Here is a 13,072-nt window from a genome sequence, read left to right as displayed (position 1 = left end):
CGTCGCGGCCACGCCGGCCGGGGGACACGGGGTTCTGGGGGCACGGATTGAGCTGGAGGCAACCGCTATCCCTGCAGGCACGCCAGGTACTGGTGGCCAGTCTCGGACTGGTCGCCTTCCTGGCGTTGGCCGGCTATGCGCTGGACCGCGCGTTCCTCGAGACCGCCAAGGGCAACCTGCGCGAGCGCATGCGCAGCTACGCGCTGGCCTTCGCCGACAGCGACTTCGCCCGCGATGGCTCCTTCATCCCGCCGTATGACATGCCCGACCCGCGCTTCGAGCGCCCGGGCAGCGGGCTGTACGCCGAAGTCGTGTTCCCCAACGGCCACTGGGACTCGCCATCCTCGATCGGCCCGCTGTTGCCCGAGGGCCGGATGCTCCAGGCGCAGGAGGAAGTGTTCGAAGGCCCGCTGGAGATCACCGAGATCAGTGGCGCCAAGGGCGAGGCGTACCGGTATGGCCGCGGCCTGATCTGGAGCCTGGAAGGCGGCAAGGCGGCGGAATTCGCCTACACCGTGTACATCTTCGAGGACACCACCGCGCTGAGCCGCCAGGTGCAGGTGTTCCGCCAGGAGTTGTGGCGCTACCTGGGCGGCGCCGGCATCATCCTGGTGCTGCTGCAGACGGTGATCCTGCGCTGGAGCCTGCTGCCGCTGCGGCGCGTGATCCACGAGCTCAAGCGCGTGCAGCGCGGCGAAGCCTCGCGCATGAGCGAGCGCCATCCGCGCGAACTGGAGCCGCTGGCCGAAAGCATCAACGCCTTCATCGAAAGCGAGCGCGAGAACCTGGACCGGCAGCGCAACACGCTGGCCGACCTGGCCCACAGCCTGAAGACGCCGCTGGCGGTGTTGCGCGCACGCGTGGACAGCGATGCCACCCACGGCGAGCTGCGCGAGGAAGTGATCACCCAGGTGGGGCGCATGAGCGACCTGGTGTCGTACCAGCTGTCGCGTGCCGCGCGGTCGGGCCATGCGCTGTTCGCCGCGCCCATCGCCATCGAGCCGCACGCCGAGCAGATCGTGCGCGGGCTGGAGAAGGTGTATGCCAGCAAGGGCGTGATCTGCGAATTCGACATCGCCGAGGGCGTGCCGTTCCAGGGCGAGCCCGGCGACCTGCAGGAACTGCTGGGCAACCTGCTGGAAAACGCGTTCAAGTGGGCGCGCTCGCGCGTGCTGTTGACGGTGCACGTGGGCGAGACGGCGCCGGGCCGGCGTCCGGGCCTGTTGATCGCGGTGGACGATGATGGGCCGGGTATCCCCGAGGAGAAGATCGGGCTGGTGCTGCAGCGTGGGGTGCGTGGCGACGAGCGCGTGCAGGGGCATGGCATCGGCCTGTCGATCGTGCAGGACCTGGTGAAGGGCTATCGCGGGACGCTGGATGTGCGCAGGTCGACGGAACTGGGTGGGGCGCGGTTTGAGGTGGTGTTGCCGCCGGGGTTGTGAGCGTGCGGTACGGAGCGGAGCGGCGGGCGTGTTGCTGCAGCGCTCCGTCCGCGCAGTCCTGCGCGGAGTCGCGCCGCGCGCCATCCGTGGCGCGCTTTTCCGCAACACACCCGCCGCTCCACTCCTGACCAAACGTTATGGGTGGCAGAGGAAGCAATGGCAACGGCTACAGCCACGCCGCCGCCACTGCCAAGCCACCGCACGACGCGACGCGGCATCAAGGGCGATGTCGGAAAATTGTTTGCCGGTTGGCGCAACTGCGCGTTGCGTTTAATGCTGGTCTACCCGCAGCCAATTCGGCATTTCAAGCGAATGGCGCGGGACCGTAGAAGCGCGTCAGGTGGTCGGCGACGGCGGGCATCGCTGCGCGCAGTGTCGCGGGATCGCTGAAGTGGTATTCGGTGGCGACGGCGAAGAACTCTTCGGGCGATTCGCTGGCGTAGCCGTCGATCGTCGTGTCGTGGCCGGCGTCGACTTCGATACAGAAGGCGTCGTAGGCGGCCTGGAAATCACGGGCCCATTCGCGTTGCCAGCGGCGTGGCAATGCCGGCGTGCCGTCGAGCACACCATCCAATACGTCGAGTTTGTGCGCGATCTCGTGTACGGCCACGCAGTAGCCGGCGCGCGGTTCCTCGCAGTCGGCCATGATGTCGGCCCACGACAGGATCACCGGGCCGGCATCCCAGGCTTCGCCGATGAGTTCGTCGTCCCATTCGTGCATCACACCGGCGGCGTCGACGTGGCTGCGGTTCACGCGGAAGGCGTCGGGGTAGACGATCAACTGCGACCAGCCGTGCAGGCCTTCGGGGCCGAACTCCAGCAGCGGCAGGCAGCACAGGGCGGCGAGCATGCAGCGCTGGCGGTCGTCCAGCGTCAGCCCGTCAAGCGGGGTGATGGTCTTCTCGTGCAGGAAACGCGCCGCCAAGGTGGCCAGCGTTGCCTGGCGGGTGGCGGGCAGGGCCTGCACCCATGGCAGGGCAGTGGCGGTGGCTCGCCACAACTCGTCGGGGATGGGAGCGGGGGTGCCGCGCAGGCGGCGCAGGAAACCGATCACGCAGCTACCGCGGTGGGCGTGCCACGGACGTCGCCCACCCTGTCAGCGGAACATGCCCGGCAGGAAGCTGTGCCAGCGCGGCGACTGCAGTCGGGAGGGGGCATCGCCGTGCACGCTTGGACGCGGCTTGGATGGCTTGGCGGCCGCCGGGTTGCGCGCGTTGGCCTCGGCGGCGGCCGAACGTTCTCCATCCTGACCACCGCAGGCGCCATTGGCGTCGGCGTGCTTCATGTCGCGGGCAGCAACGGTCGCGCTGGCCAAGGCAAGCAGCAGGAGCAGGCTGGTGCGGAGCATGCGAGCGGATCTCGGCCGGTGGATGAGGTAACTCGTTGACTATAGCGTGAAATCCGCAAGGCTGCCGGGAGTCGCAGGTTGCTGCGACGCGGCATGGTCATGGCGGTCGGGCTGACGCTCCGCACGGTGCCGGCAGCTGCTCCCGCATAATCCCCCGCATGCCGACCCTCCCCCCGTTTGCGTTGCCCGCCACCGCCACCCTGCCGAAGGCGGCGGCATCCCGTTGATGGACGATCGCCTGCTGCTGGCCACGCTGATCGCCGGCCCGGCCACCGGCGATGCGCTTGCACGCCACGCCGGGCTGACCCGTGCCGCGGTATGGAAGCGCATCCAGTGGCTGCGCGAAGCCGGCGTGCCGATCGAGGCAAGCCCCGGGCGCGGCTACAGGCTGGCAGTGCCGATGCAGCTGCTGGCGACAGATGCCATCGAAGAGCGCCTGGCGCCGGCCACGCGGGCCCGCTTGGTCGCGCTGGACGTGGCGTGGTCGGTCGATTCCACCAATACCCGCTTGCTGGCCCGTGGTGTGCCCGGGGATGGCCTCGCGCTGGCGTTGCTGGCCGAATGCCAGGCGGCCGGGCGTGGCCGCAGGGGGCGGCGATGGACCTCGCCTCTGGGCGCAAATGTGTATCTGTCGGTGGCCCGCGGCTTCACGGGCGGCCTGGGGCGGCTGGGCGGCCTGAGCCTGGTCGCCGGCATTGCCGCCGCCGAAGCCCTGCATGCGCTGGGCGCCACGGCGGTGCGGCTGAAATGGCCCAACGATCTGGTGGTGGTCAGCGACGGTGGGCTGCGCAAACTGGGTGGCCTGCTGGTGGAGGGCGGCGGCGAACACGCCGGCCCCGCGCACGCGGTGGTCGGACTGGGCATCAATGTGCGCATGCCTGCGGCCCACGCAGCCATGATCGACCAGCCTTGGTGCGACCTGGCGGAACTGTCGGGCACGGTGGACCGCAACGTGGTGGCCGCGGCCGTGCTGGACCGGCTCGTCCCGGCGCTGGACCAGTTCGATGCCGCGGGGCTTGCGCCGTTCCTGCCCCGCTATGCGGCACTGGATGCGCTGGTCGGCCAGCACGTCACCCTCGTCGCGGCCGACGGCGGCACCCGCGAGGCGATTGCCGAGGGCCTGGCCGATGACGGTGCATTGCGCGTGCGCCTGCCCGATGGTGCGCAGGCATGCGTGCACTCGGGCGAGGTGAGCGTTCGCCGGGAGGCCGCGCCATGAGGAGACGCGCATGACCCGCTGGGCCTTCGACCTGGGCAATACCCGGCTCAAGTACGCACCGTTGCTGGACGACGGCGGGCTCGGGCGGGTGTTGGCCGTGGCCCACGCCGACGCCGATTTCGAGGCCCGCGTGGCCCAGTCGCTGCCGCCGCGCATCGACGTGGCGCACGTGGCCAATGTCGCTCCACCCGCGCTCGCCGCCCGCGTGCTGCAGTTGCTGTCACGGCACTGCACGCGCATTTCGTTGGCACGCACGCAACCCGCGCTGGCCGGCGTGCGCATTGCCTACGCCGACCCGCGGCGGCTGGGCGTGGACCGTTTCCTGGGCCTGTTGGCCACCCGCGCCGAAACGCAGGGCGCGACCCTGCTGGTGGGTGTGGGCACCGCCGTCACCGTCGACCTGCTGGATGCCAGCGGCAGGCACCATGGCGGGCGCATCGCCCCATCGCCCACCCTGATGCGCGAAGCCCTGCATGCGCGCGCACCGCACCTGCCCGCGCGCGGCGGCCACTACACCGCATTCGCCAGTGACACCGACGATGCGTTGGCCTCCGGTTGCGAAGGCGCCGCCATCGCCCTGGTGGAGCAGAGCCTGCGCGACGCGACGGCGCTGCTGGGCCAGCCGCCCCTGCTGTACGTGCACGGTGGTGGCGCGCCATCGCTGCTGCCGCACTGGCCACAGGCGCGGTTGGTGCCGAACCTGGTGCTGCGCGGCCTGGCGGTGTGGGCACGGACCGAGACCGGCGTCGACGCCTGATCGGCAGCGCCCGCATACAATCGCCGCATGTTCATCCGCGCCCTCATCGTCCTGCTGCTGGTATTGAACCTGGGGGTCGCGGCGTGGTGGCACTGGTCCACGCCGGCAGCGCCACAGGCCACCGGGACGGTGCCGCCCGGCGTCGGCCAACTGCAACTGCTGCGCGAACGCGACGAGGCCGTCGTGGCCACGCCTGCGACGGCGGCGCGGGCGCCATCGGCCACCGGGCCAGGGTCCCCCGCGGTGACGACCACCGAACCGACCGGCGGCGGCGACGCGACCACGGTTGCCGCGCCACAAGGGATTGGCGATGCCGGAAGCCCGGAACTGCCAACCGGTGCGTCGCGCTGCTACCGATTTGGGCCGTTCGACAGCGAGGACGCCCTCGTCGCCGCGCAGGCCACGCTCAAGCCGCTGACCCAGGCGCTGCTGGTGCAACGTCCGCCACTGCGCCCAGGCCGCGGCTGGCGGGTCTACCTGCCGCCATTGGCCAGCGCCGAGGAGGCGACCGCCATCGCCGGCCGTGTCTCGGCCGCGGGCTTCCGCGATTACTTCATCGTGCGCGAGGGCGCGGAAGCCAACTCGGTGGCGCTGGGCCGGTTCGGCAGCGAAACCGCCGCGCGCCGCCATGCCGACGCGCTCAACGCCGCAGGTTTCGCCGCTCGCGCCGAACCGTTGGGCGCAGGCGCTGGGGCCGCATGGGTCGACGTGCGCGCCGCGGCGGGGTTCGATGCCGAGGCCGTGCGCATCCAGGTCCGCGCCGCCCGGGCGCAGCCGGCCGACTGCGCCACGCTGCGCTGGGGCGTTGGCGTGCCACTCGGGTAAACTGTGGCCTGAGCTGCCGGCATAGCTCAGTTGGTAGAGCAACCGCCTTGTAAGCGGTAGGTCGTCCGTTCAAATCGGACTGTCGGCACCATCGAATGGAATCCCCCCGAATGCCCGCAGGAGCCGTTTCCGCATGAGCCGCCGTTATCCGCCCGTGTCCCTCGTCGGCGCGCCCACCGACGTTGGTGCCGGCCACCGCGGTGCCCGCCTGGGGCCGGAGGCGCTGCGCATCGCCGGACTGGGCGAGGCGCTGGTCGCCCGCGGCGTGGACGTGGAGGACCGCGGCAACCTGGACGGTCCGCGCAACCCGTGGCAGAAGCCGGTGGAAGGCTACCGCCACCTGCCCGAGGTGGTGGAGTGGAACCGCCTGGTGATGGAGGCCGTGCTGGCCGAACTGCGCGGCGGGCGCATGCCGATCATGCTCGGCGGCGACCACTGCCTGGGCCTGGGCTCGATCACCGCCGTCGCCCGCCACTGCCGCGAGACCGGCAAGCAGCTGCGCGTGCTGTGGCTGGATGCCCACGCCGACTTCAACACCAGCCAGGTCACCCCCTCGGGCAACATCCACGGCATGCCGGTGGCGTGCCTGTGCGGCATCGGCCCGCGCGAGCTGACCCACCTGGGCGGTGACGCCCCGGCCATCACCCCGGACGTGGTGCGGCAGATCGGCATCCGTTCGGTGGACGAAGGCGAGAAGCGCCTGGTCAAGGAATACGGCCTCGACGTCTACGACATGCGCTACATCGACGAAGTCGGCATGAAGCGGGTGATGGAGGAGGCGCTGGAAGGCGTGGACGACAACACCCACCTGCACGTCAGCTTCGACGTGGACTTCCTCGACCCCAGCATCGCGCCGGGCGTCGGCACCACCGTGCCCGGCGGCCCCAACTACCGCGAGGCGCAGCTGGTGATGGAAATGATCGCCGACACCGGGCGCATGGCCTCGCTGGACATCGTCGAGCTCAACCCGATCATCGACAAGCGCAACCGCACCGGCAGGCTGGCCGTGGCCCTGGTGGAAAGCCTGTTCGGCAAATCCACCCTGATGCGCGATTGAGCGGACGGCCTGGGGTGCGGGCGCATGCCGCGCCCCGCCACGTGGAATACGCCGCCGGTCGCGGTGAGCGGCGTGCCGCTGTGGTAGCGTGCACGCCAATCATCCTGTCGCCAGAATTCACCGGAGAGCCCATGAAGCGTTCCTTCCTCCTGCTGTTGCTCGCCCTGTTCGCGAGCACCGGCCTCACCGCCTGCAACACCGTCAAGGGCTTCGGCAAGGACCTGCAGAAGGTGGGCGAGCAGATGGAAGAAAAAGCGGACAAGTAAGCGCACGCGCCATGCGGGTCCCGCAAGGGCCGGAGCGATCCGGCCCTTGCTCGTTTCCGGAGGGGCAGGTGCGGCACGCCCGTTCATCGGCCACCGCCACGCTTGCACCGCGGCGCGTGGTGCCGGGTGAACAGGGCCTGGTCGCCAACGGCAGGCCCACACAAGGGTTTCACATGGCGGCGCGTTAGATGCGGATACGGGCGGCGCGGCGACGCGGCCTCCCCTGCGCAGTGCGACCCATCCAATGATCGAAGGAGATGACCCATGAAGCGTATTGTTGCCCTCATGCTGCTGGCCGCGTTCTCGACCGGCGTGCTCACCGCCTGCAACACCATGCAAGGCGTGGGCAAGGACGTGCAGAAGGTCGGCGAGAAGGTGGAAGACAAGGCTGGCGACTGCAAGGACGGCAAGTGCTGAGCAGGCGCTGATCCCCGCCGGGACGCGGCGCGAACAGGAAGGGCCGGATCCATGTCCGGTCCTTTTTTTTTTGCAAAGGTCCCGGAACTCCCGGTCAGGCATCTGAACACGCCGGGCTTCACCTCGCGCGAATGCGCGCGTAACGCACCGCTTACCGTATGCGAATGGGCACCTTGCGATGGTGTACATGCGGCATCGAAGCACCCGCCGCATTCTCCCGGAAGAACGAGGAACCATGCAATGAACAAAGACATCATCGCCGGCAAGTGGAACCAGTTGAAGGGTCAGGCCCAGACCAAGTGGGGCGACCTCACCGACGACGTATTCGATGTTCGCGAGGGCAACGCCGAATACCTCGCTGGCAAGCTGCAGGAACAGTACGGCTGGGACCGCGATCGCGCGCAACGCGAGGTCCGTGAGTTCGAGAAATCCCTGCACTGACCGAAACTACGCCGCGGCGTGGTGATCCAGCCACCCGTGGTGGATGCTGCACCGATAAGGACACGGGCCGGCATCGCCGGCCCGTGTACATTTGGCGTGGTGCCACGGCAAAGCGTCAGGCGCGACATGGGCGTGTCTCCGCCAGGGGGGGCACGGTGGGACGTGCGACCGCATCCGGCGGGGTTGGCCGCCGCCGGGTAAAATGCGGATTCGTTCACCCCACGGCTGCCTTCCCGATGTCCCGTACCCGCGTCCTCACCGGCATCACCACTTCCGGCACCCCACACCTGGGCAATTACGCCGGTGCGATCCGGCCGGCCGTGGCCGCCAGTCGCGCCGCCGACGTGGAGAGCTTCTACTTCCTCGCCGACTACCACGCGCTGATCAAGGTGCAGGACCCGGCGCGCGTGCAGCGCTCCACGTTGGAGATCGCCGCCACGTGGCTGGCCTGCGGGCTGGAGCCGGACAAGGTGTGGTTCTACCGCCAGAGCGACATCCCCGAGACCACCGAGCTGATGTGGCTGCTGACCTGCGTGGCCGGCAAGGGCATCCTCAACCGCGCGCACGCCTACAAGGCGGCGGTGGACAAGAACCGCGAAGCGGGCGAGGACGATGACGCGGCGGTGACCGCGGGTCTCTTCATGTACCCGGTGCTGATGGCCGCCGACATCCTGCTGTTCAACGCCAACAAGGTGCCGGTGGGCCGCGACCAGATCCAGCACATCGAGATGGCGCGCGACTTCGGCCAGCGCTTCAACCACCTCTACGGCGAGGCGACCGGCCGCGAATACTTCGTGCTGCCCGAGGCGCACATCGAGGAGCAGGTGGCCACGCTGCCCGGCCTGGACGGGCGCAAGATGAGCAAGAGCTACGACAACACCATCCCGCTGTTCGCGCCGCGCGAGCAGTTGCGCAAGCTGATCGCCGGCATCGTCACCGATTCGCGCGCGCCGGGCGAGGCCAAGGACGCCGATGGCTCGCACGTGTTCCAGCTGTACCAGGCGTTCTCCACCGACGCCGAGGCCGCGGCGATGCGCCAGGCGTTTGCCGATGGCATCGGCTGGGGCGATGCCAAGCAGGCGCTGTTCGAGCGCATCGATGCCGAGATCGCGCCGCAGCGCGAGCAGTACGAAGCGCTGATGGCGCGCCCGGCCGATATCGAGGCCATCCTGCGCGACGGTGCGCAGCGCCTGCGTACACGCTATGCCACGCCGCTGATGGCGGAACTGCGCGAGGCGGTGGGCCTGCGCGACCTGGGTCGCGTGCCGGTGGCCGCGGTCAAGGCCGTCGACAAGGCCACGTTGCCGGTGATCAAGCAGTACCGCGAGGTGGACGGCCGGTTCTACTTCAAGCTGGTCGATGGCGAACGCGTGCTGCTGCAGAGCACCGGTTTCGCCGCGCCGCGCGAGGTCGGCGAGCTGATCGGCGCGATGAAGGCCGGCACGCTCACGGTACACACCATCGGTCAGCACGCTTCGCTGGGCGATGGCGTGGCCGCCGACGAGGCGCAGACCGCGCTGGATGCCATCGTGCAGGCGGCCAAGGACAAGGAGGCGGCCAAGGCTTGATCTGGGCCGCGACCAAAGCCGAATCGTGACACTCGCTGGCGCTGCTTAGACTGCGTTGACGACCGACATAACGAGGCACGCATGGGCGCGACGCACGGCATCTTCACCATCGACACCGGTTTCCAGCGGCCGCACTTCGACGCCGCGTTCCTGGTGGTGGAGCAGGGCCGCGCCGCGTTCATCGATTGCGGCACCAACTACAGCGTCTCGGCGATGCTCGCCATGCTGGACGAGCAGGGCTTGGGGCCAGAGGCCGTGGACTGGCTGATCCTGACCCACGTCCACCTCGACCACGCCGGTGGCGCGGGCCTGCTGATGCAGCACCTGCCCAATGCCACGCTGGTGGTACACCCGCGCGGCGCGCCGCACATGATCGATCCTTCGCGGCTGGTCGCGGGCGCCACCGCGGTATACGGCGAGGCCGAGATCGCGCGCAGCTATGGCGTGATCCAAAGCGTGCCCGCCGCGCGCGTGCTCGAGGCTGCGGATGGCGACGTCATCGAGCTGGCCGGCCGGCCGCTGCTGTGCGTGGACACGCCCGGCCACGCGCGCCACCACTTCTGCGTGTGGGACGCACGTAGCCGCAGCTGGTTCACCGGCGATACTTTCGGTCTGTCGTACCGCGAGTTGGATGTGGATGGTCGCCCCTTCATCATCCCGACCACTTCGCCGGTGCAGTTCGAGCCGGAACCATTGAAGGCCTCGATCCGCACGTTGCTCGCCCGCCAGCCGGACGCCATGTACCTCACCCATTACGGGCGCGTCGAGGACGTGGCGAGGCTGGGCCACGATCTGCTTGAACAGGTCGATGCGATGGTCGCGCTGGGCCGCCACGCGCATGACGGCGCGGACGATGCCACCGGTCGCCACGTCGCCCTCGTTGACGGGTTAACCCGCTACTACATCGCGCGCGCAACGGCTCACGGGGTGGCCAACGCCGAGACCGCAGTGCCCGACGTGCTTGGCATGGACATCGAACTCAATGCGCAGGGGCTGGGCGTGTGGCTGGCGCGGCCGGCACCGGCGCCCGTTGCGGTGCCAGGGTGACGGGCGCAGACTCCTCTATGCCGCTTTCGAGCGGCAGGTGCGGCCTGCCGAGGCGTGGCCGCCGTCAACCGGCGCGGTGTGGCGTGGACGCGCGGCCGCGCGAACCCGAGGCACTGACATGCCCAAGTACCTGATCGAACGCAACCTCCCCGGCGCGGGCAAGCTTACCCTTGGCGAGTTGCAGGGCGTTGCACGCAAGTCCTGCGACGTGCTTGAAAACATGGGCCCGCACATCCAGTGGCAGGAGTCCTACGTCACCGCCGACAAGCTTTACTGCGTGTACATCGCCGACAACGAAGCCGCGGTGCGCCGCCATGCCGAATTGGGTGGCTTCCCGGTGGACCGGGTGTCGCAAGTGAGCGCGATGATGGATCCGACCACCGCTGAACTGCACTGACGGTTCCGCTCAGGGCCAGTGGTTTGGCGGTTCGCGCCGCGTGTCCTCGCGCATCGGCACCACGCAGAACCGCTGGCCGGTCGGCGCTTCCATCACCCACCAGCGCTCGCGCACGAAGGCGACCTTCTTCGCGCCCAGCGCTTCCAGCCGCGTGGCCTCGGCATTGACGTCGTCGGCCTCGATGTCCAGGTGCACGCGCGAGGGGTGCTCCACCTTCTGCACTTCCACGTGCAGGCCGCCGGGTGCGTCGCCGAATTCGGCGTAGAGCCCCAGGCCGCCGGAGTCCGGATCGGCCACGTGCAGTCCCAATGCCTGGCTCCAGAATGCGGCTGCGCGGTCGAGGTCGTCGGTCTGGCAGTCGATGATGAAGCCGGCCAAGCGGCTGCGGTGCGTCATGGTGCTGCCCTCAGCGTTGCGTGCGCGCCATCGCCTGCGAGCCGCGCAGGATCATTCGCACCATCTGGGTGAGCTGCTCGACCAGTTCCGCGTCGCGTTCGCGCGGCACGTCCATCGCGGTGGTGCCGATGGCGAACACCAGGCGGGTGATCGCCTTGGCCACCAGTGCCGGATCCTTCAGCGGCAGGTTGTCGGCGGCGGCCAGGCGCACCAGGTCCACGTGCAGTTCTTCCTCGAAGAAGTCGAGCTGGCGGTCGACCGCCTGCTTGAATGCATCCGAGCCCACGGTACCTTCGCGCAGCAGCACGTGCAGCAGTTTGTCGTCGGCGCGCACCTGCTCGACGAACGCGCTCACCGATCCGCGCACGATGCTGCGGCCGCTGGTGGCGCGGCGGCGCGCCTTGCCCACGATCTCGCGCAGCGACTGCCCGGCCAGTTCGATCAGCGCCACCGCAAGCTCGTCCACGTCGCGGAAGTGGCGGTAGAAGCTGTTGGGCGCGATGCCGGCCTCGCGCGCCACTTCACGCAGGCTCAGCGACGACACGCTGCGGTGTGGCCCGATCAGGCGCAACGCGGCCGCGGTCAGGTCCTCGCGCGAGATGGTGGCCTTGCGCCCGGTATGGAAGTCGGTGGCGAGGTCGGAAGGAAGGGTCACGGGGCGCGTCGCTGGGCTCGGAGCCCCATCATAGCCAAACGATTAATATACACGTGTATATACGTTTGTCTGTTCCTGTGTATAGTGGCGCCTCATGAGTGCTGTCCGTCTTCCCCCCGCCACCCGCCGCCCGGGCCGTCTTCGACGATGGGCCAAGGCGTGGGTTTCGCCGGCCTTCATCGACTTCTGGGCGTCGCACCTGGACCCCACGTGGTCGCTGGAGCGTCCGCTGGCGCGCATCGTGGGCCGCCGGCAGGAGTCGCACGACGCGGTCACCCTGCTGCTGGCCCCCAACCGCCATTGGCGCGGGTTTGCGCCCGGCCAGCACCTGAGCCTGGGTGCTGAAGTCGAGGGCGCGCGCATCAGCCGCAGCTACAGCCTGTCCGACCTGCTGCGCGCCGATGGCCGGCTGTCGGTCACCGTGCGCCACGTGCCCGGCGGCAAGCTCAGCACGCACCTGTGCCACCACGCCCGCGTCGGCGAGGTGCTGGAGCTGGGGCCCGCATTCGGCGAGATGACGCTGCCGTCCATGCCGACGGCGCCGCTGCTGTTCCTGGCGGCTGGCAGCGGGATCACGCCGCTGATGGCACACGTACGCGCGCAGGCCGCGCAGGGCATGCCGGTGCCCTTGACGCTGGTGTACTCCGCCCGCACCCGTGCCGACCTGTGCTTCGCGGGTGAGCTGCGTGGCCTTGCCGCTGCGCACCCGAACTTCAGCGTGCACTTCGCGTTGACCCGTGAAGTGGCCACCGCGACCAACTGCATCAATGCAACGCTCGCCAGCGACGAATCCCTCGGCCGCGTTGACGAAGCACTGCTGGCGGCGCGCGTACCCGCGCTGGCGGATCGCATCGTCTTCGCCTGCGGCCCCGGCGAGTTCGTCGCGCATGCACGCGCGCTGCTGGCCACGCAGGTCCGCGAGTTCCAGGCCGAAGCGTTCACTCCACCCCCGCGCGTGGTCGAGGAGGGCGGCCACGTGCAGCTCACCCTGGCGGCCAGCGGTCGTACGCTGGAAGTGCCGCGCGGAATGCCGCTGCTGGCGGCGCTGGAGGCCGAAGGGATCAAGCCCGCGGCCGGGTGCCGCATGGGCATCTGCAACACCTGCGCCTGCGGCAAGCGCAGCGGCACCAGCCGCGACCTGCACACCGGCGAAGCCACCACCGAACCCCTGTCCGCGCTGAAGCTCTGCGTCAGCAGTGCCGTCAGCGACCTCGTCATCGACCTCTGAGCCCGTCCC

At 69.5% G+C, this 13,072-nt stretch carries 16 protein-coding genes and 1 tRNA gene; 13 read left to right on the top strand and 4 right to left on the bottom strand.

What is annotated here, in order from left to right:
* The first annotated feature begins 47 nt into the window (after nucleotides 1-47).
* On the top strand, nucleotides 48-1,442 hold the full coding sequence (locus IP93_RS01675) for an ATP-binding protein (protein WP_242006681.1): 1,395 nt from the start codon (nucleotides 48-50) through the stop codon (nucleotides 1,440-1,442).
* Between the two features lie 304 nt (nucleotides 1,443-1,746).
* Here IP93_RS01675 and IP93_RS01670 read toward each other — a convergent pair whose 3' ends face one another.
* Nucleotides 1,747-2,496 (bottom strand): M90 family metallopeptidase, encoded by a 750-nt coding sequence (locus IP93_RS01670; protein WP_425480008.1) that lies wholly within the window; start codon nucleotides 2,494-2,496, stop codon nucleotides 1,747-1,749.
* A 42-nt stretch (nucleotides 2,497-2,538) separates the two neighbouring features.
* Nucleotides 2,539-2,790, bottom strand: coding sequence for a hypothetical protein (locus IP93_RS01665; RefSeq protein ID WP_144811307.1), 252 nt, complete (start codon nucleotides 2,788-2,790; stop codon nucleotides 2,539-2,541).
* Between the two features lie 226 nt (nucleotides 2,791-3,016).
* Here IP93_RS01665 and IP93_RS01660 point away from each other — a divergent pair, with 226 nt between their 5' ends.
* The 11 genes from IP93_RS01660 (at nucleotide 3,017) to IP93_RS01610 (ending at nucleotide 10,784) form a co-directional block, all read left to right on the top strand.
* Entirely contained in the window at nucleotides 3,017-4,009 is a 993-nt protein-coding gene (locus IP93_RS01660; protein WP_144811306.1) for a biotin--[acetyl-CoA-carboxylase] ligase, read from the top strand.
* A gap of 10 nt (nucleotides 4,010-4,019) precedes the next feature.
* Nucleotides 4,020-4,766 carry a type III pantothenate kinase gene (locus tag IP93_RS01655; protein WP_144811304.1) on the top strand — a complete coding sequence of 249 codons (747 nt, stop codon included), beginning with the start codon at nucleotides 4,020-4,022 and terminating at the stop codon, nucleotides 4,764-4,766.
* A 27-nt stretch (nucleotides 4,767-4,793) separates the two neighbouring features.
* Complete coding sequence (locus tag IP93_RS01650) at nucleotides 4,794-5,591, top strand: SPOR domain-containing protein (RefSeq protein WP_144811303.1); 798 nt, start codon at nucleotides 4,794-4,796, stop codon at nucleotides 5,589-5,591.
* Nucleotides 5,592-5,606: 15 nt separating this feature from the next.
* Nucleotides 5,607-5,682: transfer RNA gene (locus tag IP93_RS01645), tRNA-Thr, on the top strand.
* Between the two features lie 42 nt (nucleotides 5,683-5,724).
* On the top strand, nucleotides 5,725-6,648 hold the full coding sequence (rocF, locus tag IP93_RS01640) for an arginase (protein ID WP_144811301.1): 924 nt from the start codon (nucleotides 5,725-5,727) through the stop codon (nucleotides 6,646-6,648).
* Nucleotides 6,649-6,779: 131 nt separating this feature from the next.
* Nucleotides 6,780-6,914 (top strand): entericidin A/B family lipoprotein, encoded by a 135-nt coding sequence (locus IP93_RS01635; RefSeq protein WP_144811300.1) that lies wholly within the window; start codon nucleotides 6,780-6,782, stop codon nucleotides 6,912-6,914.
* Between the two features lie 264 nt (nucleotides 6,915-7,178).
* The gene (locus tag IP93_RS01630; RefSeq protein ID WP_144811298.1) at nucleotides 7,179-7,331 is read left to right on the top strand and encodes an entericidin A/B family lipoprotein; all 153 of its coding nucleotides are present in this window, start codon (nucleotides 7,179-7,181) and stop codon (nucleotides 7,329-7,331) included.
* Nucleotides 7,332-7,571: 240 nt separating this feature from the next.
* On the top strand, nucleotides 7,572-7,772 hold the full coding sequence (locus IP93_RS01625; RefSeq protein WP_144811296.1) for a CsbD family protein: 201 nt from the start codon (nucleotides 7,572-7,574) through the stop codon (nucleotides 7,770-7,772).
* A 236-nt stretch (nucleotides 7,773-8,008) separates the two neighbouring features.
* Nucleotides 8,009-9,340, top strand: coding sequence for a tryptophan--tRNA ligase (locus IP93_RS01620; RefSeq protein WP_144811294.1), 1,332 nt, complete (start codon nucleotides 8,009-8,011; stop codon nucleotides 9,338-9,340).
* 81 nt (nucleotides 9,341-9,421) lie between these two features.
* On the top strand, nucleotides 9,422-10,387 hold the full coding sequence (locus IP93_RS01615) for an MBL fold metallo-hydrolase (protein WP_144811293.1): 966 nt from the start codon (nucleotides 9,422-9,424) through the stop codon (nucleotides 10,385-10,387).
* A gap of 118 nt (nucleotides 10,388-10,505) precedes the next feature.
* Entirely contained in the window at nucleotides 10,506-10,784 is a 279-nt protein-coding gene (locus IP93_RS01610) for a DUF4242 domain-containing protein (RefSeq protein WP_144811291.1), read from the top strand.
* Nucleotides 10,785-10,793: 9 nt separating this feature from the next.
* Here the strand turns inward: IP93_RS01610 and IP93_RS01605 are convergent, their stop codons facing one another.
* Nucleotides 10,794-11,180 (bottom strand): VOC family protein, encoded by a 387-nt coding sequence (locus IP93_RS01605; protein ID WP_144811290.1) that lies wholly within the window; start codon nucleotides 11,178-11,180, stop codon nucleotides 10,794-10,796.
* Nucleotides 11,181-11,190: 10 nt separating this feature from the next.
* On the bottom strand, nucleotides 11,191-11,835 hold the full coding sequence (gene fabR, locus IP93_RS01600) for an HTH-type transcriptional repressor FabR (protein ID WP_144811288.1): 645 nt from the start codon (nucleotides 11,833-11,835) through the stop codon (nucleotides 11,191-11,193).
* Nucleotides 11,836-11,929: 94 nt separating this feature from the next.
* Between fabR and IP93_RS01595 the strand changes: the two genes are divergently transcribed.
* On the top strand, nucleotides 11,930-13,063 hold the full coding sequence (locus IP93_RS01595) for a ferredoxin reductase (protein ID WP_144811287.1): 1,134 nt from the start codon (nucleotides 11,930-11,932) through the stop codon (nucleotides 13,061-13,063).
* The last annotated feature ends 9 nt before the right edge of the window (nucleotides 13,064-13,072 follow it).

Source organism: Aerolutibacter ruishenii (assembly GCF_007830115.1).
Classification (GTDB): Bacteria; Pseudomonadota; Gammaproteobacteria; order Xanthomonadales; family Xanthomonadaceae; genus Aerolutibacter; species Aerolutibacter ruishenii.
This window is presented reverse-complemented; position numbering and strand designations above follow the sequence as displayed.